The 21,989-nt window shown below is 62.7% G+C and carries 20 protein-coding genes; 14 read left to right on the plus strand and 6 right to left on the minus strand.

The genetic code is table 11. From position 1 onward, the window contains the following. Positions 1-9: 9 nt before the first annotated feature. Entirely contained in the window at positions 10-1,455 is a 1,446-nt protein-coding gene (gene cls, locus JGR64_RS00065) for a cardiolipin synthase (RefSeq protein WP_199374244.1), read from the minus strand. 141 nt (positions 1,456-1,596) lie between these two features. Between cls and JGR64_RS00070 the strand changes: the two genes are divergently transcribed. Together JGR64_RS00070 and JGR64_RS00075 are read left to right on the plus strand one after the other, a co-directional pair. Beyond that, positions 1,597-2,466: an ATP-binding protein gene (locus tag JGR64_RS00070; RefSeq protein ID WP_199374246.1), complete on the plus strand. Its 870-nt coding sequence runs from the start codon at positions 1,597-1,599 to the stop codon at positions 2,464-2,466. Further along, positions 2,463-2,903 (plus strand): response regulator, encoded by a 441-nt coding sequence (locus JGR64_RS00075; protein ID WP_199374248.1) that lies wholly within the window; start codon positions 2,463-2,465, stop codon positions 2,901-2,903. The genes JGR64_RS00070 and JGR64_RS00075 overlap by 4 nt, the downstream gene beginning before the upstream one ends. Before the next feature lie 15 nt (positions 2,904-2,918). Here the strand turns inward: JGR64_RS00075 and JGR64_RS00080 are convergent, their stop codons facing one another. From JGR64_RS00080 to phhA, 4 genes are all read right to left on the minus strand, one after another. Then, positions 2,919-3,626 (minus strand): 2OG-Fe(II) oxygenase, encoded by a 708-nt coding sequence (locus tag JGR64_RS00080; RefSeq protein ID WP_199374250.1) that lies wholly within the window; start codon positions 3,624-3,626, stop codon positions 2,919-2,921. A 24-nt stretch (positions 3,627-3,650) separates the two neighbouring features. Then, entirely contained in the window at positions 3,651-4,709 is a 1,059-nt protein-coding gene (locus JGR64_RS00085) for a class 1 fructose-bisphosphatase (protein ID WP_199374252.1), read from the minus strand. Between the two features lie 89 nt (positions 4,710-4,798). After that, complete coding sequence (locus JGR64_RS00090) at positions 4,799-6,931, minus strand: TonB-dependent receptor (protein ID WP_199374253.1); 2,133 nt, start codon at positions 6,929-6,931, stop codon at positions 4,799-4,801. A 121-nt stretch (positions 6,932-7,052) separates the two neighbouring features. Continuing rightward, positions 7,053-7,949 (minus strand): phenylalanine 4-monooxygenase, encoded by an 897-nt coding sequence (phhA, locus tag JGR64_RS00095; protein ID WP_199374255.1) that lies wholly within the window; start codon positions 7,947-7,949, stop codon positions 7,053-7,055. A 311-nt stretch (positions 7,950-8,260) separates the two neighbouring features. Here phhA and JGR64_RS00100 point away from each other — a divergent pair, with 311 nt between their 5' ends. Continuing rightward, positions 8,261-8,737 carry an Lrp/AsnC family transcriptional regulator gene (locus tag JGR64_RS00100; protein ID WP_199374257.1) on the plus strand — a complete coding sequence of 159 codons (477 nt, stop codon included), beginning with the start codon at positions 8,261-8,263 and terminating at the stop codon, positions 8,735-8,737. Positions 8,738-8,741: 4 nt separating this feature from the next. Here the strand turns inward: JGR64_RS00100 and JGR64_RS00105 are convergent, their stop codons facing one another. Beyond that, entirely contained in the window at positions 8,742-9,827 is a 1,086-nt protein-coding gene (locus JGR64_RS00105; protein WP_199374259.1) for an integron integrase, read from the minus strand. Positions 9,828-10,010: 183 nt separating this feature from the next. On the opposite strand from JGR64_RS00105, the gene JGR64_RS00110 reads away from it, so the two are divergent. The 11 genes from JGR64_RS00110 (at position 10,011) to JGR64_RS00155 (ending at position 20,933) form a co-directional block, all read left to right on the plus strand. Beyond that, positions 10,011-10,364 (plus strand): DUF3147 family protein, encoded by a 354-nt coding sequence (locus JGR64_RS00110; protein ID WP_199374261.1) that lies wholly within the window; start codon positions 10,011-10,013, stop codon positions 10,362-10,364. A 1,812-nt stretch (positions 10,365-12,176) separates the two neighbouring features. After that, positions 12,177-12,542: a hypothetical protein gene (locus JGR64_RS00115; protein WP_234446965.1), complete on the plus strand. Its 366-nt coding sequence runs from the start codon at positions 12,177-12,179 to the stop codon at positions 12,540-12,542. Between the two features lie 30 nt (positions 12,543-12,572). Further along, on the plus strand, positions 12,573-12,965 hold the full coding sequence (locus JGR64_RS00120; protein ID WP_199374264.1) for a hypothetical protein: 393 nt from the start codon (positions 12,573-12,575) through the stop codon (positions 12,963-12,965). 1,898 nt (positions 12,966-14,863) lie between these two features. Next, positions 14,864-15,148: a hypothetical protein gene (locus tag JGR64_RS00125; protein ID WP_199374266.1), complete on the plus strand. Its 285-nt coding sequence runs from the start codon at positions 14,864-14,866 to the stop codon at positions 15,146-15,148. 57 nt (positions 15,149-15,205) lie between these two features. Further along, positions 15,206-15,610, plus strand: a complete 405-nt coding sequence (locus tag JGR64_RS00130; protein ID WP_199374268.1) for a hypothetical protein — start codon at positions 15,206-15,208, stop codon at positions 15,608-15,610. 948 nt (positions 15,611-16,558) lie between these two features. Further along, entirely contained in the window at positions 16,559-16,975 is a 417-nt protein-coding gene (locus tag JGR64_RS00135) for a hypothetical protein (protein WP_199374270.1), read from the plus strand. 899 nt (positions 16,976-17,874) lie between these two features. After that, a complete protein-coding gene (locus JGR64_RS13810) occupies positions 17,875-18,228 on the plus strand; it encodes a hypothetical protein (protein ID WP_234446966.1) in 354 nt (117 codons plus the stop codon). A 32-nt stretch (positions 18,229-18,260) separates the two neighbouring features. Next, complete coding sequence (locus JGR64_RS00140) at positions 18,261-18,629, plus strand: hypothetical protein (protein WP_199374272.1); 369 nt, start codon at positions 18,261-18,263, stop codon at positions 18,627-18,629. Between the two features lie 478 nt (positions 18,630-19,107). Beyond that, a complete protein-coding gene (locus JGR64_RS00145; RefSeq protein ID WP_199374274.1) occupies positions 19,108-19,440 on the plus strand; it encodes a hypothetical protein in 333 nt (110 codons plus the stop codon). A 201-nt stretch (positions 19,441-19,641) separates the two neighbouring features. Continuing rightward, positions 19,642-20,028, plus strand: a complete 387-nt coding sequence (locus JGR64_RS00150; RefSeq protein ID WP_234446967.1) for a hypothetical protein — start codon at positions 19,642-19,644, stop codon at positions 20,026-20,028. Between the two features lie 497 nt (positions 20,029-20,525). Continuing rightward, complete coding sequence (locus JGR64_RS00155) at positions 20,526-20,933, plus strand: hypothetical protein (protein WP_199375778.1); 408 nt, start codon at positions 20,526-20,528, stop codon at positions 20,931-20,933. Positions 20,934-21,989: the final 1,056 nt, after the last annotated feature.

A 21,989-nucleotide genomic window follows, 5' to 3' on the forward strand; every position in this document is an offset into this window, starting at 1 on the left:
GTCGCGGCATCAAAGCAGCGGCGACATCAGGCGCGCCAGCGCTTCGGGCATGCGCGCACCCAGCAGCGAACGCGGCCGCCCGCGGTGCACGCGCGGCGCACTGGCCATCTCGCCTTCGATCAGGGTGGCCAGCTCGCCGGCGATACCGGCGTCGTCGAACAACACCGAGACCTCGAAGTTCAGCCGGAAGCTGCGATGGTCGAAGTTGGCGCTGCCGATGATCGCCAGGTCATCGTCGACCAGCAGGGTCTTGCTGTGCAGCATGCGCGGGCCGTACTCGTGCACCTTCACTCCGGCCAGCAGCAGTGCGCCGAAGTACGAGCGCGCAGCCAGGGTGACCAGTTTCGAGTCGCTGTCGCGCGGCACCAGCAGGCGCACATCCAGGCCGGCCATGGCGGCGGAACTCAGGGCCATCATCGCCGCCTCGCCGGGCACGAAGTACGGCGTGGTCATCCACACGCGCTTGCGCGCGGCGTGGATGGTGGACACATGCAGGCGGTGGATCGCCTCCCAGGGCGAGTCGGGACCCGAGGTGAGCACCTGCGCGCGGATCGGCCCGGGTTCCGGTTCGCGCGGGGTTTCACGCGCGACATCGGACAGGAAATCACGGCGGCCGGTGGCATAGGTCCAGTCCTCCGCGAACACCAGCTGCAGCACGCGCACCACGTCGCCTTCCAGGCGCAGGTGCAGGTCGCGATAGGCATGGTCGCCAAGGCGCTCGTCCTGGGCGTCGGCCACGTTCATGCCGCCGGTGTAGGCGACGCGGCCGTCGATCACCACGATCTTGCGGTGCGTGCGCAGGTTGGCCCAGGGCCGGTGCCAGAACTGGCCCAGGCGCATCGGATGGAACCACGCCACTTCGCCGCCCGCGTCGAGCAGCGGCTTGAAGAACCGTCGCGCGCCGCCGGAGCCCACCGCATCGACCAGCAGGCGCACGGCAACGCCGGCACGCGCACGCTCGACGAGCGCGTCGCGCAGCGCCGCCCCGGTCTGGTCCGGCTCGTAGATGTAGTACTCGAGGTGCACGTGGTGCCGCGCCTCGGCGATGTCGGCCAGCAACGCCTGGTATTTCGCGGCGCCGTCGACCAGCAGGCGCACGTTGCGCGCGGATGAAAGCGGCAGGCCGGTGGTCGCCTGCGACAGGCGCGCCAGTTCCACGCCATCGACGTGGCCGGCGTCGACGTCGTCCGCCTTGAATCGGCCCCGGCTGCGCGCGCGGCGCAGGCGATGGCGGTGGATCCGCTGCGGTCCGAACACGTGGTAGACCAGCAGGCCGATGTAGGGCAGCAGCGCCAGGCCCAGCAGCCAGCTCAGCGTGGCCACGGGTTCGCGCTTCTGCAGGATGATCCAGCCACCCAGCACCAGCAGGTACGCCAGCCAGGCCAGGGCCAGATACACGCCGAGATGCGGAATGGCCAGCAGCGCCTGCCACGCGTCCCGCAACCAGTCGAACATCGCATGCCCCCGTTGCGCCGCAGTGGCGCCCGCGCATCAGGCTAGCGACAAGTGCGCCAAGCGCAAGGCGTTGCAGCAGCATCGCCTGCCAATTCACCGGCCCTATACGCGGTATCCACGGCGGCTTGCTACCGTATGCGCATGCCGCAGCCACTCCCGCACAACCGGTCCGCGTGCACCGACGCCGTGGCCGGCGCGATGCCAGCCGCGGAACCGCGCGACCACGTTGCGCCAACGGCGGACGCCGACCTCGCGCAGCAGCTGGCTGACTCCCGGGCAGAGCTCGCAGCCACGCAGCGCGATCTCGAGCTGCTGTCGCACGGCGTCTCCCACGACCTGCGCGCGCCGCTGCGCGCGATCGAAGGCTTCGCCGCGCTGCTCGAGCAGCATGCCGCTGCGGACCTGGACGCCACCGCCCGCGACCACCTCGAACGCGTGCGCGCCGCCGCCGCGCGCATGGCCACGCTGATCGACGGCCTGCTGGCGCTGTCGCGCGCCGGGCGCACACCGCTCAGCTGCACCGACGTCGATGCCAGCCTGCTCGCGGAGTGGACGCTTGCCGAGCTGCAGGATGCCGACCCCACGCGCGCGGCCGAGCTGCACGTGCAGCCCGGCATCGTGGTGCGCGCCGACGAGCGCCAGCTGAAGCTGCTGCTGGAGCAGCTGCTGCACAACGCCTGGAAGTTCTCGCGCAGCCGCGACCGGGTGTCGGTGGCGGTGACTGCGGAACGCGTGGGCGACCATGTGCGCATCTCGGTCGGCGACCACGGCACCGGTTTCGATCCCGCGCGCGCCGAACGCATCTTCGAGCCGTTCCAGCGCCTGCACGGCACGGACGAAGGTGGTGGCCACGGGCTCGGCCTGGCCATCGCGCAGCGCATCGCCGAACGCCACGGCGCCACGATCACCGTGGACGCGCGCGCCGGCGAGGGCTGCACGTTCCACGTGCTGCTGCCACGAGGCGAAACGCGCATCGACACGGCCCCCGGCGCACACGGCACCGCGCCATGAGCACGCGGCCGATCCTGCTGGTCGAAGACAACCCCGACGATGTCGAGCTGACGCGCATCGCGTTCGCCGAAGCCAACATCGCCAACGCGCTCACCGTGGTCACCGACGGCGCCGCGGCGCTCGACTACCTGTTCGCGCGCGGCGCGCACGCCGGCCGCGACCCTGATGACCTGCCGTCGATCGTGCTGCTCGACCTGAACCTGCCGAAGGTCGACGGCCGCGAGGTGCTGCAGGCGATCCGCAGCCACGAGCGCACGCGCAGCCTGCCGGTGGTGGTGATGACCACCAGCGCGGAGCCGTTCGATGTCGAGGCCAGCTATGCGCTCGGCGCCAACAGCTACATCCGCAAGCCGGTCGATTTCGGCCAGTTCGTGTGGGCGGTGAAGCAGGTCGGGCTGTACTGGCTGGTGCTCAACCACGGCCGCGAGCCGCACTGAGCAGGCACCGCGGCGTTACGTGCCGGCGGGGAACAGGGCTTCCGCGCGCTGGAACAGGATCCAGCTGGTGGCGATGAACTTGTCGCCGCCCGCCGGCCGGTTGCCGCGATGGGTGTGGGTGAACGCGGTCGGCGCGATCAGCAGGTCGCCGGTGCGCGGCGCCACCTTGCGCTCCTGGAACAGGAACTCGGTTTCGCCCGCGTCGTAGCCGTCGTTGAGGTAGATCGTCCACAGCAGGTGGCGGTGCAGGGTTTCGCACGGCGCGTCGCGCGGGTACAGCTCGCAGTGCCAGTAGGGATAGCCGCCTTCGTCGGCGCGGTACCACTGCAGGTTCACGCTGCCCGGGCGCAGGCAGGTCATCGCCAGCCGGCCCAGCGCCGCATCGTCCATGGCGGCGATGTCGTCGGCCGCAAGCCGGCGCAGCGCGCCGTCCTCCCCCGGCTGCTGCAGCATCAGCGGCGCGATCAGCGCCTGCGGGTAGCGCCGCAGGTACGCGAGCAGGCCGCCGTACACCGCGACATTGAGCGCCTGCTCCACGTCCGCCCAGTCGGGACGTCCCGTCAGCGCGATGTCGCGACTTTTCTTCAGCTCGGGAAACACGCCGCTGCCGACGCGCCCCGGCTGCAGCGCGTCGCTGGCGCGGATGCGTTCGACGATCGCCGCGCAGGTCGCGGCATCCAGCGCGCCGGGGGTGACCTCGATGAAGTCGTGGGTGGCGCCCATCGCCGCGTCAGCCGATCGCGGAAGTCATGCGGTGGTCGCGACCGCGTTCGCGGCGTCGTGCTCGCGATGCTGGCGCGTGGCCAACTCGACCTCGGCCTTCGACCCCAGGAACACCGGCACGCGCTGGTGCAGCGTGGTCGGCGCGATGTCGAGGATGCGGCCGCGGCCATCGGTGGCGGCGCCGCCGGCCTGCTCCACCAGCATCGCCATCGGGTTGGCCTCGTACATCAGCCGCAGCTTGCCCGGCTTGCCCGGGTCCTTGCGGTCCCAGGGATAGATGAAGATGCCGCCGCGGGTGAGGATGCGGTGCACGTCCGCGACCATCGACGCCACCCAGCGCATGTTGAAGTCCTTGCCGCGCGGGCCTTCGCGGCCGGCCAGCAGTTCCTCCACGTAGCCCTGCATCGCCGGCTCCCAGTGGCGCTGGTTGGACATGTTGATGGCGAACTCGCGGGTCTCGCCCGGGATGCGGATGTCGCTGCGGGTCTGCACGAATGCGCCCTGCTCGCGGTCCAGCGTGAACGCATGCGTCCCTTGGCCGATGGTCAGCACCAGCGTGGTCTGCGGGCCGTACACGCAGTAGCCGGCGGCGACCTGCGCGGTGCCCGGCTGCAGGAAGTGCTCGTCGCCGACCGTCTCCACGTTTTCCGGGCAGCGCAGCACCGAAAAGATGGTGCCCACCGACACGTTGACGTCGATGTTGCTGGAGCCGTCCAGCGGATCGAACAGCAGCAGGTAGGCGCCACGCGGATACGCGTCCGGGATCGGCTGGCAGTGCTCCATCTCTTCCGAAGCGCAGGCGGCGAGATGGCCGCCCCAGGCATTGGCCTCGAGCAGGATCTCGTTGGACAGCACGTCCAGCTTCTTCTGCGCCTCGCCCTGCACGTTGACGCTGTCGCCGCCCGCGGCCGAGACCGCATCGCCCAGCACCCCGCCAAGCGCGCCGCGCCCGACCGCCACCGAGATCGACTTGCAGGCGCGCGCCACCACCTCGATCAAGAGCCGCAGGTCGGGCTCGATGTGCCCGGCGCGCTGCGCCTCGATCAGGTGGCGGGTGAGGGAAACGGGACCGGAAGCAGCCATGGCGTGACGATTCTCGACGACGGACCAGCGCGCATTGTCGCCCAAGGGCGGCGCGGCTGCAGGCCGGGCGTCGCGGTCGAGGCGTGCCGCTAGCGCCGGTCGAACTCCCATTCGAACCCGAGCAGCCAGCCGCGTCCGCCGCCCGGCTCGTAGAACCGGCCGTTGCCTTCGTTGACGATCACCGAGCCGACATGCTCGCGGTCGAGCAGGTTGTCGACGCGCGCGAACACGCGCACCGGGCCGGCCGCCGTCGGCCAGCGCCGCGAGGCCTCGACGTGCAGCAGGCCGTAACCGGCTGCCGACTCGCTGCCGGCATCGTTGACCATCACGTCGCCCATGGCCTCGGCCTCGAACGCCGCGCTCCACGGACCACCCTGCCACTGCAGGCGCGCGAAGGCGTGGCGCTCGGGCACGCCGGGGATGCGGCCGGCCATGTCCGTGCCACCGCCCGCCGCCGCGCCGCCGCGGAATTCCGCTTCCAGCTGCGTCGCCGCCAGCTGCAGGTCCCAGGCGTCACCCAGAGGCTGCAGCAACGCCAGCTCCACGCCCTGGCGGCGCGCACTGCCGGCGTTGCGGTAGCTGCTGCGCCCCGCGACATTCGTGGCCACCGCGATCTCGTCATCGGTGTCGGCGCGGAACAGCGCCGCCTCGAGCAGGCCACCGGTGGGCGTGCGCCACTTCAGGCCGAGCTCGTGGTTGTCGCTGACCGCCGGGCGCAGCCCGAAGGCGAGGCCCGCGCCGCCATCGCTGCGGTACGACAGCTCGTTGAAGGTCGGCGTCTCGAAGCCGCGTCCGACCGAGGCGTACAGCCGCAGGTGCTCCGACGGCGCGAAGGTGATGCCGGCCACCGGCGAGGTTTCCGCATAGTCCACGCGCCCGCTGTCGTCCGGATTGCCTTCGGCGACGTAGCGATCGCTCGAGGTGAAGCCGACCTCGCTGTGGCGTGCACCCAGCAGCAGCGACCAGCGCGGCGCGAACTGCCACCAGGCCTGCGCGTAGAGATCATCGGTCTCCACCTCGTTGCGCTCGTCGCGACGCAGCGCACCGCGCACGCCGAGCGCGTCGCCGACGAAGTTCTCGAAGCCGCGCCGCCGCTGCCGCTGGCGCTCGCCGCTGGCACCCGCCGAGAGCTCCAGCGGTCGCGCGGCCAGGCTGCCGCTCCACGACCAGCGCGCATCGAAGCCCGCGTAGCGGTTGTCGAGATCGATCACCCCGCCCGAATGCAGCGGATTGCGCTGCGGCGCCGCCGGGATCGGCAGCACCTGCATCACCTCGCGGTCGCCGCCCCAGGCCGAGAGGCGCAGCGCGTGCGCATCACCCAACCCGTGCTCGTAGATCGCGCCGCCCTGCGACTGGCGCACGCTCTTGCGCGTGTCGAAGACGTAGGCATTGGCCACCGCCTGCCGCGGATCGTCGCGCATCTGCGCCGCGGTCAGCCCGAGCGGATCCTGCGCCTCGGGGATGTCGACGTGGTTGAGGACGAACGTGAGCTTGCGGCGCCCGCCCAAGTCTACGCCCAGCTTGAGGTTGGCCACGTCGCGCCGCGCCGCCGAATGGTCGCGCCAGCCGTCGGTATCCAGGCGCGAGACCGCGAAGTTGTAGCCGACGATGTCGTTGCCGCCAAGCAGCCGCGCCGCGCCGGTCCACGTGCCGTCGCTGCCGACCGTCGCCCGCAGCCGCCACGGATCGCCGGCCTGCCCGTCGGCGCTGTGGATCGACACCACGCCGCCCGACGAGTTGCCGTGCAGCGCCGAGAACGGACCACGCAGCACCTCGATGCGCTCCGCGCCGGCAAGGCTGAAGTGCGACAGCTGGCCCTGGCCATCCGGCATCGACGCCGGAATGCCGTCCGCATACAGCCGCAGTCCGCGCACCCCGAACGTCGCGCGCGCGCCGAAGCCGCGGATCGACAGCTGCGTGTCCTGCGCCAGGTTCTGCCGGTCACGCGCGAGCAGGCCCGGGATGCCACGCAGCACCTCGGAGACATCGGCGCTGGCGTTGGAGCGCTCGCCGGAGAGATCCACCGTGGCCGTGGAGGCGGGCGTGTCGAAGGCTGGCACCGTGCGCAGCCGGGTGGCTTCGACGATGACGCGGTCGAGGGTGGTGGGGGAGGCAGCCTCAGGCTGCCGAGGGCTGTCGGCCGGCGCGGCATGGGCGACGGCGGGGACGACGAGGGCAAGCGCAAGCGCCCGCGCGAGGGCGGAAAGCAGGGGAGAAGTCATCCGCGTATTGTCCCCCGCGCAGGCGTGCACGGCGGGTCGGGGGACGGAACACTGCGGAACGGACGCTCCGTCGGGAGCGTGGGTGCCTGTGCCGCGCCCGGCAGGTCGCCGGGCGACGCCCTCAGGCGTCGGCGTCGGTCGGCCAGCCCTCGCCGGTGCCGCGCTGGAGCACGGTGTCGGTCTCGAGCACCGTGCCGGCCGGAATCGCGTCCTGGGTGGCCAGGCGCGCATAGACCGGCGTGAAGTCCGGCCGCGTCGCGTCCATCAGCTGCTCGAAGCTGTCGATGACGAAATAGGTCTTCTGGTAGCTGTCGATGCGGTAGCGCGTGCGCATCACCCGCTCCAGGTCGAAGCCGATGCGGTTGGGCGCCGCCGACTCCAGCGCATGCACCGACTCCCCGCTCGATGACACGATGCCGCTGCCGTAGATGCGCAGGCCGTCGGCCTCGCGGATCAGCCCGAACTCGACCGTGTACCAGTACAGCCGCGTCAGGTTCTGCAGCGCATCCGGCCCGATCGCGTGCGCCTTCACCCCGCCGCGCCCGTAGGCGGCCATGTAGTCGGCGAACACCGGGTTCATCAGCAGCGGCACGTGGCCGAACAGATCGTGGAACAGGTCCGGCTCCTCGATGTAGTCGAGCTGGTCCGGCCGGCGGATCCACCACGTCACCGGGAAGCGCCGGTTGGCCAAGTGCTCGAAGAAATCGAGCTCCGGCAGCAGGCCCTCCACGCCGATCAACGTCCAACCGGTCGCCTTCTCAAGCACCGCGTTCAACTGCGCGTAGCGCGGAATACGGTCCGGCGTCATGCCCATCGCATCCTGCGCACGCAGGAACTCGCTGCTGGCGCGGCCGACCAGCAGCTCGCGCTGGCGCGCGTAGAGCGTGGCCCACGTGGCGTGGTCGTCGGCGGAATAGTCGTCCCACGGCTGCTCGACGATGCCCGTCGCGTACACCGGCACCTTGCCCTTGTCGGTGTGCAGGTTCTCGACGCGGCGCGGCTGGGACTGGCTGGACATGGCGGACTCCTGGCGGCACGGCAGATGCAGGGCCGGCGCGAAAGACGGTGAAAAAGGCACGACCTGAAAGACTCTAGCGCCGAAACCCCGCAACATGGTTGTGTCTGTTGCGTCATAATGCGGCTTCCGTGCAACAATCAACCGTGTGTAGCGTTGTCGCTGCAACAACAGAGAGCCTGCGGCAAGGTGAGCGCTCGAATGGCGGTGCGCTGGCTCGGCATCCGACACCACGGCAGCCTTCGCCGGCGCAGGCCCGAGTCCGACGCCGGCCCGCACCGCCACCGTCGCCCACGGCCTTACGGAGCCGACCCATGCCCACCGCCGACCTCGACCGCATCGACCTGCAACTGCTCGCCGAACTGCAGACCCGCGGCCGCTTGAGCAACACCGAGCTGGCCGAACGCGTGCACCTCTCGCCCTCCGCCTGCCTGCGGCGCGTGCAACGGCTGGAGCGCGACGGCGTGATTGCCGGCTACCACGCGCACGTCGACCCCGAACACCTGGGCCTCGGCCTCGCGGCCTTCGTGCGCATCCGCCTGAAGCGCCACGACGCCCCATCGGTGGCCGCCTTCGCCAGCGCCGTCAACGCCTGGGACGAAGTGGTCGCGTGCCACGCCCTCACCGGCGACATGGACTACCTGCTGCAGATCGCCGTGCGCGACCTGGAACATTTCTCGCGTTTCCTGCTGGACCGCCTCCTCGGCCAACCCGGCGTGGGCGACGTGAACTCGAGCTTCGTGCTGCGCACGGTGAAGGCGTTCCGGGGGCTGCCGCTGCCGCGTGGGTGAAGCGTCAGTAACGATCGAGTGGACTCAAGACACCACCGGCGCCGCGACCCAACACGTGCGTATAGATCTGCGTCGTGGCGACATCCTTGTGTCCCAGCAACTCCTGCACCGTGCGGATGTCCTGGCCGGACTCGATGAGGTGCGTGGCGAACGAATGCCGCAGCGTGTGGCAGGTCGCCGGCTTGTCGATGCCGGCCGCCACCCGCGCCGACTTGACCGCGCGCTGCAGCACCGCCTCGTCGATGTGATGGCGCCGCAGTGCACCGGTGCGCGGATCCGCCGAAAGCCGCGTGGCCGGAAACACGTACTGCCACCCGAACTCCCGCGCCGCATTGGGATACTTGCGCCCCAATGCATGTGGCAGCCACACCTCCCCGCACCCCGCCTGCAGGTCGCCGGCGTGCAGCACGCGCACCTTCTCCAGCTGTTCGCGCAACGGCACCTCCACCTTGCGCGGCAGCGGCACCCGGCGATCCTTGCCACCCTTGCCATTGCGCACGCAGATCTCGCGGCGGTCGAAATCGACATCCTTCACCCGCAGCCGCACCGCCTCCATCAGGCGCATCCCCGCGCCGTACAACAGCGACGCCATCAGGCCAACCTGCCCATCGACCAGCGCCAACAGGCGCCGCACTTCGTCGTGCGACAACACCACCGGCAGCTTCTTGGGACGCTTCGCCCGCGTCACCGACTCCATCCACGGCAGGTCGATGCCCAGCACCTCCTTGTAGAGGAACAGCAGCGCGGACAGCGCCTGGTTCTGCGTATTGGCCGCCACGTCATGCCGCACCGCGAGCGTCGACAGGAAGCCCTCGACCTCCAAGGCACCGAGCTCCCGAGGATGGCGCCGAGCGTTGGCCAGCACGAAGCGCCGCGCCCAGCTCACATACGCCCGCTCGGTGCGGATGCTGTAGTGCTTGGCACGACAGCGGGCGCGGACCTGATCGAGAAGGCGTGGGGGTGGCGCGTTGGCGGGTGCGCGGGCAGGTGGTGTCGACGCCGACACAGCTGCGTCGCGTTGCCGAGCCGGAGCCGACCGGCGATCCTGAGAATCACCGGGTACCGCCGCATCCTTGCGGTGATACGACATAGCACTCCATTCCTGCAGTATTTCCCGGAATCATTACCGCAGACGAGCCATGCAAAAATAAGCCAAGCACTTGATCTGGAATGGGTTGCAGCGGGATCAGCTTGTCAGACAAGGTGCGTCAGTAACGGATTACACTTCGTTTCTGGAATCTACTAAGTGTTAGGCCCGCTTGGAGAACACACTATGGGCTGGCTGATCACAAAGTACCTGCTCACTGCTGCGGTCGTCGTCCTTGTGTCGGAGGCAGCAAAGCGGAGTGACAAGCTCGGCGGGTTCATTGCTGCGCTCCCGCTGGTGACATTCCTTGCGCTCATCTGGCTCTACGTTGAGAAGCAGCCGCAAGCCAAGATTTCCAACCACGCCTGGTACACGTTCTGGTACGTGGTGCCAACACTGCCCATGTTCCTGGCGTTCCCGCTCCTTCTGCCTCGTCTCGGCTTCTGGCTTACCATGTTGGCCAGCGCTGGAATCACAGTAGTTTGCTTCGGGCTATTCGCATTGCTGGTCCGTCAGTTCGGCATCCAACTGCTGCCGTGAGCGGGCCTAACAATTCATTCAAGCCGACGCCGCTTCGCGGCGCGGCTTAATTCAGGTGTTAGGCCTCATGACAGAACTTCTCACGTGTGAGCATCTACAAGGGATCGAGTCACTGGCTCGGTCTTCTGGCATTGAGGTCGGCGCATCAGGGGACTGGTGGGGTAATGGCGCAGTACAAAGCGTCTATTTCAATTGTGTGATTTCCCAAGAGCGTATCGAGAGCTTGTTCCAACTCCCAACCTTCGTTGAGTGGTATGAGTACGATGGCCGCGTAGCGGGTCATGAGGCTGGCTTTCACTGCAAGCAATGCAACTCTCAGCTTGTCGGTGGGGCCCCGAGCTATGGGGGCAAGGTATGGCCTTCGCATTGAGGCCTAACAATTCATTCAAGCCGAAGCCGCTTCGCGGCTCGGCTTAATTCTGGTGTTAGGTGCCGGTGAGAATTATGCGCAAGCTGATACTGACAAGCCTTCTTCTGCTCGCAGCATGCAGCACACGGCTTGAACTAGCTGTAGCTCCGAACACACAGATCTCGGTTCGTGACGGCACAAAGGCTCAACACATCCAGCCTGGAACCCCCGCATATCAAGAACTCGAGAACTGGATGGCGCGGAACCAGACTGGCTGGTCGAAGTATTACGCCACTACTCCCAGCGGTGGAATATTTGTCTCGGACGGCAACATGACCCTTCAGTTCGTTGGTGGCAGCGTTCTCACACATCACAACGGACAACTTTGGACCAAACATGTTCAAGAGTCGGACTATCAGTTCCTGCGTAACAACTCGCCCGGCACCTAACAATTCATTCAACCCGATGCCGCTTCGCGGCACGGGTTAATTCAGGCGTTAGCGCTCTTGAAAGTCATATCGGCCATTCGTTCGCTCTTTAGATCAGCCGGCGGCTGGTGGTCGCATTTTGCTGTCATGTCAGATAACGACGGGTTTGTTGTGAACGAGTCATTGCGCGGCAATAGCTCAACTAGTCGTAGCTCACCCTGGCGCAACGTCAGCGCCGTTTGCTTCGTTGACGGAGGTCTTGGCAGCGATTGCTTCTACGTATCTACGCGAGAGGTCGCTGAGCCAATCATGGTCCCAGTTGAGGCAAGTGGCGGCCTCGCGTTCTGGGAGGAGCTGAAACGACGCGATCTGTTTCCTGCTGGACTGTCAGGCCGAGCGGTACAGTCCGCAAGATCAGGCGCTCAGTTTTGGTGGCCTCCCGAGGCGAGCGCTAACAGTTCATTCAAGCCGACACCGCTTCGCGGCGCGGCTTAATTCAGGCGTTAGGCCGCTCATGGGGAACCACTATGAATCGAGCTAGAGCCATCGCAGCATTGGTCGCTCTACTCTCCAGTGGATGGGCTGTGCCGCTTTGGGTCTCTGTGGGTGTCTACACGGACTTCTGGCAGAAGCAGGTGTGGCCGGTAATACATGGCAATTACCCACTGACGTCCTTCCCCAATCTGGAGATTGCTGCCACGCTAGCCCGCATATCCATCGCGTGGCTAGGGCTGGCAATAGCATTCTGGTCCTTTGTAGGCTTCTCGCGCATCGCTTCTCGGCGAGCGGCCTAACAATTCATTCAAGCCGACGCCGCTTCGCGGCGCGGCTTAATTCAGGCGTTAGGTGGCTATGAGAGTCCGTCGAAAGATGCCTGCCCACAAAGTCTTCCTCTCAGCATTGGCGAGTATGTTGCTCCTCTCCTCTTGCACTCCAGGAGAGCACGCTTTTCTGACGGTTCAACTCTGCCTTGCGAATGACCGCGGCGTAGACTTGTTCAAGCAGACACTTCAGTCCGTTGCGCGTGATGAGCGTATGCGCTACGTCGACGGAAGCAAATCTACTGCAGATGACCTTAAAGTCATGGGCGCCACCGGAACGAATATGCACACAGACGGGAGGCTAATCCATGTCGGGGTTGAGGCAGATGCTGGTCATGGACTGACGGCAGGCAACATGGGCCTCAATCCCTACGACGTTGCTGTAGGGTTTTCTCGTGGCCGGGACATTGATGCAGCCCATACCTTTTCAGGCAAGGTCATTGCACGGCTAGAGAAGCACTGGACAGTAAAGGTCGTGCCGAAGGACTCTGGAGCATTCCCAAACCCGGAATGCGCTCAGGGAACGGCAGCGCCACCTAACAATTCATTCAAGCCGACGCCGCTTCGCGGCGCGGCTTAATTCAGGCGTTAGGCCCCATAGGAAGCAGCGATGGCAGCCACAGTTTTTGCAGCGGTAGCAAATTCGATACAGATCGTGTCTCGCCTGCGCGAGATCAATAAGAACGTCGAGAACTCGGAGTTCAGCAACGCGCTCGCCGACCTTGGCTTAGAGCTTGCTCAGCTCAAGTCCGCATTGGCGACCGTGCTGGACGAGAACACCAGGCTTAAGGCGCAACTGGCCGCAGTCGAAGCACCTAAGCCGGACCTCCAGTTCAAGGCAGGGGCCTACTTCAAGGACGGCTCCGACGGGCCGTATTGCTCGGGGTGCTACGACACTAGCGGCAAGTTGGTGCGCTTGTCTCCGGTTCCCGCCAAGCTAAGTCATATTGCTTCGCACCTTTGCCCTGTGTGCAAGGCTCCATATGCGGGCACTGGGGCCTAACAATTCATTCAAGCCGATGCCGCTTCGCGGCACGGCTTAATTCTGGCGTTAGGCGCGTCTTCATCTATTTCGCCGAGGTGTCATCTATGCCAGCCAAGGCCCTACAGCTCTCCACCTTCTTCGTGGTCACGATCTTCGCGACCGCATGCACGAGCGAAATCGACAGGGAGGAGTGCATCCGTGAGTACGCGCAGAGGGGTGGGACTGATCAAATAGTTCGCTGGGGCTACCAGCTTTGTGGAACAGCTACTGATGCAAGCTCCAGCGACGAAGAACGAGAACAGGCTCTCTGTGCGGCAAAGCAGATCCCCTCCACACCGTCTGAGCTAGCATTCAAGCACGTAATTCAGAACTGCCGAGAAACGTGAGGTGCAGAACGATACGGGACGCGCCTAACAATTCATTCAAGCCGACACCGCTTCGCGGCGCGGCTTAATTCAGGCGTTAGGCCGCTAAGCGTCACATCGTGGCAAAGGGGGAAAGGATGAACTACACACGGAGGGAGACGAGGTGAAAATCGCACCGCTGCTACTTATGCTCTTGCTGCACTCGAATCAGTTGCTCGCTGCAGACGCAGGCTTCGATCATCTTCAGATAGATTCTAGTTCGTGCACATTAGTGGAATCCGGCAGCAGAAACAGCCAGGTCGTTTGGGCTGGAGAGAAGACACACAGTATGTGTAGCGTCAGGGTAAGCACTGCTGAGTTCTCTCAGAAGTACCAATTTTGCGCGTTATCCGGGATCATTGGATCACGGGGCAACAATGTGATGTGCGAGTTTGGATACTCAGATCAACAGAAAAGACGAGTTTTCTTCATGAGCGCTGGGGACAACCTTTGCCAGTTTGTCTGCGTGAGAAAGTAGGCCAATGGAAGCTCCAGCTCAGACTCGATGGGGCGCCTCGTAATTTCTAGCCAAGTGCGGAATATTCTGTCTAACTGATAATTCGCGAGGACATATGAAAGAAAGGCCTCTAACCGCTCCGTTAAAGATTCTCGCCGTTTTTATCATCCTTTACGTAGTGCGCGACCTCATGAACGGACTCATTGCCTACGGCGATGCGCGCCTTTCCGGAATACCCCCGAATGCGGTTCTTCAAGTTCTAACGCATCCGGTAGCTGCATATCAGGTGTTCATTCAGCTGTTTTTGGCTGGATTGTGCTTTCTTCTGCTGTACAGCTTGTTAGAGCGGAGAGAATCATTCCGTTGGATGTTTCTTGCATATTTTCTCCTGTCCCTCACTGGGCCTGCAGCTGGATTCTTATTTGCCGAAAGCTTAGAAGAAGTCACATATGCGAGAGACGGAGTGATAGTGGCAGCGGTGCTCATGGTTCCGTGGTTGATCTATCTATTCACATCGAAACGTGCTCGAGAAGTTTTCTCTAGAGATGCGCGTGAAGGTAGATAGGAACGGTGTCCCGCAAACTTTAGCAAAGTCGCTTAATAATTATTCCAATCCGGCATCGGTTCGCAACGCGCCATAGTTCCGGCGTTAGGCCTCAACTTCGTCGCCTAGGGAAATAGGAATGCGCCTAATACAGAAGGAATGCTATATTTGCCATCTGACGTTCTCCACATCTGGGCTAACTAAGCACGTTAAGGCAGATCACGGCTTGACGATGTCCAAGTACAACGCACTGCTAGAACTGGCTAAAGAAGTTAACCAGAAGAACGGTAAGAAGTTGAGATTCGAAGATCGGCGCGTGACTCATGCAATGCCGACGGGCCGGCTTCCCGACCACTACGACAACAGGACCCCAAGGGCTGCTCCAAGTAGACGCACAGTGGGCGCGTACGGTATGGGAAAGCGCAGGTAGGGCGCGGCCTAACAAATCATTCAAGCCGATGCCGCTTCGCGGCACGGCTTAATTCTGGTGTTAGGCCGCTTTGGTGGCATCATGGACTGGCTCAACATTGACCTTCTAATTCCGGTCGCAGTTGCTGGCGGGGTGGTCGTTGGCGGTGCACGCCTGATCAATTCGAAGAGCCCGTCACTTGCCACGAGGGTTTTAATTGGTCTGATCTTGCTAGGTATAGGAATTGGCTGCGGCTACTACTTGATCTATATCGTGCAGAACTTGCAGCAGCATCCACTCCTATTTGGCCTAGCCGCCGGCGCTACTGGGCTAGGCATTAACCAGGCTGCTGCCCCGTTAAGGATCGCGTTTGGCAGCGCGGCCTAACAATTCATTCAAGCCGATGCCGCTTCGCGGCACGGCTTAATTCTGGCGTTAGGGCTCATGACCAATCTGCGCGTCCATCCGGCTGTAGCTGCACTGCTACTGGCGATCCCGCTCGTAGGAGTGGCGTCGGACCCGGACCGCATTGAGATTGCGGTCCTGGCAAAGAGCAGAGCCAACCTGATCGGCCAGTCGGTCGTTACGCACGGATGCTTGGTCAATACGCCCCATGGAAGCTTTATCGAGCCATGTGGCAGCAACGATTGGCGCGAGCTCGTGGGTGTGTTTGACCCCGCGGACAGAGGCTTAGCTGCATTCAGCGAGCTGGGCATCGACTTCTCCAGTCACGTCGAAGCAGATTTCATGGGCGTAGTGGTGGAAAGAGATGTGAGATGGCCAAAGGCGGGTAAGCGAATTTTCTTTAGGATCGATTCGGTTACAAACACTTCGCCGTATGAGCCCTAACAATTCATTCAAGCCGACGCCGCTTCGCGGCGCGGCTTAATTCAGGCGTTAGCGCTCTTGAGAGTCATATCGGCCATTCGTTCGCTCTTTAGATCAGCCGGCGGCTGGTGGTCGCATTTTGCTGTCATGTCAGATAACGACGGGTTTGTTGTGAACGAGTCATTGCGCAGCAATAGCTCAACTAGTCGTAGCTCACCCTGGCGCAACGTCAGCGCCGTTTGCTTCGTTGACGGAGGTCTTGGCAGCGATTGCTTCTACGTATTTACGCGAGAGGCCGCTGAGCCAATCATGGTCCCAGTTGAGGCAAGTGGCGGCCTCGCGTTCTGGGAGGAGCTGAAACGACGCGATCTGTTTCCTGCTGGACTGTCAGGCCGAGCGGTACAGTCCGCAAGATCAGGCGCTCAGTTTTGGTGGCCTCCCGAGGCGAGCGCTAACAGTTCATTCAAGCCGACACCGCTTCGCGGCGCGGCTTAATTCAGGCGTTAGCGCTCTTGAAAGTCATATCGGCCATTCGTTCGCTCTTTAGATCAGCCGGCGGCTGGTGGTCGCATTTTGCTGTCATGTCAGATAACGACGGGTTTGTTGTGAACGAGTCATTGCGCGGCAATAGCTCAACTAGTCGTAGCTCACCCTGGCGCAACGTCAGCGCCGTTTGCTTCGTTGACGGAGGTCTTGGCAGCGATTGCTTCTACGTATTTACGCGAGAGGCCGCTGAGCCAATCATGGTCCCAGTTGAGGCAAGTGGCGGCCTCGCGTTCTGGGAGGAGCTGAAACGACGCGATCTGTTTCCTGTTGGACTTTCAGGCCGAGCGGTACAGTCCGCAAGATCATGCGCTCAGTTTTGGTGGCCTCCCGAGGCGAGCGCTAACAGTTCATTCAAGCCGACACCGCTTCGCGGCGCGGCTTAATTCAGGCGTTAGCGCCCATATCGACTCTCAAGGAGTGCCAGTGAGCAAGCCCATCATTTTTGCCATGGTCTGTATGCTGCTCGCCGGTTGCGTGCAAAGTGCCGCTAACCTTAGGGTAAATGAGTCGGCGGGGGTGGCGACATTCACTACGAGCAAGTCTGTCGCTGATGCCTACGCCATCATTCAATCCAATGCCGTCCATTGTTGGGCTGACGCAGCAAATTACATCATTGCTAGTGCACCACCATCGCCTGCTAGGCCGCCTTCGATCCAGATAAACAGCTCATTGGGGCACTTGATGTCGGTTGTGGATTTCGCGAAGTCGGAAGAGGGCACTAGGGTGAATGTAAAGATTGGCTACACCTTGGGCAATCGTTCCAGAACGTCAGACTGGCAACGTGCTTTGAGCTCTTGGCTCAGCGGAGCAGACATGAACTACTGCCCCAGAATGCCGTGATCGGCGCTAACAATTCATTCAAGCCGACACCGCTTCGCGGCGCGGCTTAACTTAGGCGTTAGGTGCCATGTCAGATCGCGCGGTAATCCTGGCTCTTTCTCTCGTAATCTTGACGGGCTGTGGACAGCTGCTCGGCCTTGAGCTTCCTGCGGACAGGCCGCTTGTGTTGAATATCCACTCAAACGGATCACCGGTACAAACGTGCCGCATCGCCCCAGGGTCGCCTGAGTTCCGGCAGCTTGACGCACTGCTGATCGCCAACCGAGATGGGTGGGACTCAACACCCGCCAGTTATTTGCCTTCGGTCGTCGTCTCTGGTGACGGCTTTAGCATCAACTTCCTTAGAGACTTCGCAGTGGCTAACTATGCTGGCGGCCAGCTCAAGCATCCCGTTCCAGCATCCGCATACGCGTTCCTCAGGTGCGTAGATGGCACCTAACAATTCATTCAAGCCGACGCCGCTTCGCGGCGCGGCTTAATTCAGGCGTTAGGTGCGCACGGGGAGTCCTATGAGTCCGAAGCAAGAAGAGCGCATTCTCAAAGGACTGCTTAAGGCCTTGGATACGGCGAGCGTGAAGCCTAGGAGCTGGGGCTTCTGGCTGAGTACCGGCGTGGTCTGGCTAGGCTCCGCGGCCCTTTTCCTTGTGGTGTTCCACTATGGTGGTCCGCTTCGGTGGCTTCATTACTTGCTCGCGATTGGCACATTCATTCTTGGGGTCGGATTTGCGTACGACCTATACAAGTCAATGTTTCACGAGCAGTGGCCGGTCATGGCGCGTTACGTAGATCGAGAGCAAGTGGAGCGCAGACTTGCAGCACTGCGCACCTAACAATTCATTCAAGCCGACACCGCTTCGCGGCGCGGCTTAATTCAGGCGTTAGGCCGCGGGGAGAATTCAATGGGACCCAACGAAATTCTAGGCGTCGTTGCTGCAGTGGGCCTGCTTGCTGTACTGGCGGGATGCTGGAGAATGATGCGCGCATTGCGGACGCGGAGCAGCCAAGTTCTGTTTTTCTCGCTTCTGTCATCTTTCGCGTGGCTCTTCGTCTCAGATGCGATCTTCCGTGTTGTCTTCTACTACTCAGATCTGTCGCGCCCGACTCCTCTCCAGAACTATGTCTACCTGGCCATAGACGTCGTAGTGCCAGCACTACTCATGCTTTGCGCGTCTGCAAGCTTCTGGCTGGTCGCGAGCTCGGTGTCGCGGCCTAACAATTCATTCAAGCCGACGCCGCTTCGCGGCGCGGCTTAATTCAGGTGTTAGGCCTCTAGGAGCATCGCGCTGTGAAGAAATTCAATCCTTCATCAAATCACCCAGATCGTGCGCTACAGGCTTGGCAGATCCTGGTCGCGGCCGCGATGAACCGCCAGACTTTCACCTATAAAGGTCTCTCGCAGCTGATGTACCAGAAAGATGCTGCCGGCGTTCTAGACAAGATTCTTGGGCACATCGCCTTCTTCTGCAGCGACAACAAGTTGCCCGCTCTTACGTCAATTGTTGTTGGCAAAGCTCGCGGCACTCCGGGCGCGGATATTCCGGTTGCCCCAAAGGTCATGGACCGTGAACGAGAGAAGGTCTACAACTATGACTGGTACAACGTCTACCCACCGTTGCCCAAGCAGCTTGCCGACTCGTTTGCCAGCAACGGCTAGGCCTAACAATTCATTCAAGCCGAACCCGCTTCGCGGGTCGGCTTAATTCAGGCGTTGGCCGCTTAGAGCTTCAGTGTGTAGGCCGCGGTGACCTTTCCGCTTGCGGCTTCGTCTGAGTACCAGAGCGCTCGAGTGAGACAATGCGGGTGCGTGTGAGAGCTTCGCTGGGACATCTCGCTCGCGGTGTGAGTCTGTAGCCAGGCATCCTCGGCTTCGTGCGCTGCGCTCTCACTAGCTACATTGCGCTCCGCCCAAGCAGTCGCATCGGCCAGTTCACGGTGTGGGTTCGTGGCCGCGAGGCCGGCGTTTCCCGGCTTCGGATAGGACAATGCCAAGTGCTTGGCCTGCTTGCGGCACCGGCTTCGGGTGACTGCGGGCTTGGTGGCAAGCGGGTCGGCTTCGGCTAGAGTTGGCGTCCAACAGTTCATTCAAGCCGACGCCGCTTCGCGTCGCGGCTTAATTCAGGCGTTAGGTGGCTATGAACCTTTGGTCGCTAGCTGGTGCAGTCGTGTTCGGGGGCGTCTTCGCTCTTTTCGCTTTCTGCGGCGCGGACAGCATTGACTCTCAGACCGTACGTGGCACAGCAGCGTTCTTTCTCTTCGGCTTCTACTGCGCGATCGTGATCTTCGCTACCTCGGGCAAGAAGCGGTCGCTCTCACTGCCGGCTCAAACCTTGCTCGGGGTGGCCTTGTCGTGTGCCGTCGCAGCAATCTTTGGCGCAAGTGGTGAGGGCTACGCCTTGGCGGTAGTATTGGGGCTGATTCTTGGCTTTACCGCTGACCGCTGGGTGGCGCACGTGCAGTTGCCGTAGGCGCCACCTAACAATTCATTCAAGCCGACACCGCTTCGCGGCGCGGCTTAATTCAGGCGTTAGGCTATCACCGAGCAATTAGGGGGTTCGAAAATGAGGGCATGGGGGGTACTGGCTGCAACTCTTTTGCTGAGTTCTTGTGCTTCGGCACCGCCGATTCCACCGGAGTTGCAATACACACCTCCAGTTGGTGACGCATCTTTGCTCGCCACAATCGGCGGAAACATTGTTGACTCTAAAGTTCCGCTCTTCGACAACGAGAACAGTTACACGTACGCGATTGATGGCAAGCGCGTCATGAGCAGAAAGAAGGATTGGGGCTTACCCATTCCTGTTCTGCCTGGTGACAGGACAATTACTGCCGGATTTGAGCAAGGCGTGTATATGGCGTATGCAAAAGTCGATGCAACCCTAGTCGCCGGCCACGCATATCAGATTCATTCCTCGTGCAACACCCGTGGTCTTGGCGCCAAATTTTCGCATTGCGATTTCTGGATTGTCGATAGCGCGACAGGAAAAGCAATATCCGAGATAGCGCGCGGGGCAATCGGCGGCAGGCCACCGGTGGTCTTGTTGCTGCCAAGATAGCCTAACCATTCATTCAAGCCGACACCGCTTCGCGGCGCGGCTTAATTCAGGCGTTGGCCGCTCAGAGCTTCAGTGTGTAGGCCGCGGTGACCTTCCCGCTGGCGGCTTCGTCTGAGTACCAGAGCGCACGAGCGAGACAATGCGGGCGCGTGTGAGAGCTTCGCCGGGACATCTCGCTCGCGGTGTCGGTGTCTAGCTAGGCATCTTCGGCTTCGAGCGCTGCGCTCTCACTAGCTACGTTGCGCTCCGCCCAAGCAGTCGCACCGGCTAGTTCACGGTGTGGGTTCGTAGCCGCGAGGCCGGCTTTTCCCGGCTTCGGATAGGGCAATGCCAAGTGCTTGGCCTGCTTGTGGCACCGGCTTCGGGTGACTGCGGGCTTGGTGGCAACCGAGTCGGCTTCGGCTAGAGTTGGCGTCCAACAGTTCATTCAAGCCGACGCCGCTTCGCGTCGCGGCTTAATTCAGGCGTTAGGTGTTCAACCAGCATCAGGGGGATGCATGAACGAGAAGCAGAGAAAGAACGCCTTCTTCGGCAAGATCGAAGATCGCGAAGCCGCAGTTGATCTCGCAAAAGGGTGTGGCACGGCCTTCCTGGTCGTAGCGGCCTTGCATGCAGCCCTGTCTTACTTCATAGGCTATTCGGTCCTCGTTGACGCCGTTCTTTATGCCATTTGCGGCTATTTCATTCGCGCTAAACACAGCCGGGCCGCAGCGATCGTTGCTCTACTTCTTGCAGCTATTGGTCTTGTCGTTACCTTCCTCAACAAGGCTGGGCAGGATCTCGGTGGTGGCAACAACGTCTTCCTCGCTCTCATCCTTGCTTGGGCCGGTGTTCGCGCGGTTGAGGCAACATTCAAGCTGCGGGGTAAGTTCTCCATTGCATCGGTTGCGCCGGAGAACACCTAACAATTCATTCAAGCCGACGCCGCTTCGCGGCGCGGCTTAATTCAGGCGTTAGGCGGCAGGGGAAAATCTATGCGATCTGCAGCAGTGTTTTCGTTGGTCCTAGTCGCAGGGTGCGCTTCGGCGTCCCCACCGACGCTTGAAGACATTGGGCTTCGCGTGGCAGGCGAGGCGACGCCATCTTGCGAGTCGGGTCATGAGATATCCCTATCCGACGGTTCCGTCACCATCCGGCCTGGACAGACCATTTGCGTGACTGTCCAAGTTAAAGGCCACTCGGTTATCCCTATTGCGGTAGTGCCTAGCGCAGACTCAGGCAACACCATCGTTCTCAAGTTCTGGCAGGAGCCTGGCACAGGCGACTCAGTCCTCACCGTGCACAATCCCTTGGCGACATTTCTCAGCTATAAGGCGCACATGCTGCGTGCAAGAAGTTCGAGAAGTGAGTACACCAGCAGTTGCCCGGTACTCTCAAAGCGCTTCGGCCTAGAGCACTGGCCCTATGCCATCGCCGAGCTGAAACTATCAGGCTTTGAGTCACTGCCCGAGTCCGAGACGATCACATGCCGGTGACAGAGCTGCCGCCTAACAAGTCATTCAAGCCGATGCCGCTTCGCGGCACGGCTTAATTCTAGTGTTGGCCGCTAAGAGCTTCAGGGTGTAGCCCGCGATGGCTCGTCCGCTTGCGGCTTCGTCTGAGCATCAGAGCGCACGAGCGAGACAATGCGGGCGCGTGTGAGAGCTTCGCTGGGACATCTCGCTCGCGGTGTGGGTGTCTAGCCAGGAATCTTCGGCTCCGGGCAGTGCGATCTCACTAGCTACGTTGCGCTCCGCCCAAGCAGTCGCATCGGATAGTTCGCGGTGTGGGTTCGTGGCCGCGAGGCCGCCCTTTCCCGGCTTCGGCCAGGGCGACGCCACGCGGCGGGCGTAGTCGTGGCACCGGCTTCGCGTCGCCGAGGGCTGGTCGCAGGCACCTCGGCTTCGGCTAGAGTTGGCGTCCAACAGTTCATTCAAGCCGACACCGCTTCGCGGCGCGGCTTAATTCAGGCGTTAGGCCGC

The sequence above is a fragment of the Luteimonas sp. MC1572 genome (assembly GCF_016615815.1).
Lineage (GTDB): Bacteria > Pseudomonadota > Gammaproteobacteria > Xanthomonadales > Xanthomonadaceae > Luteimonas.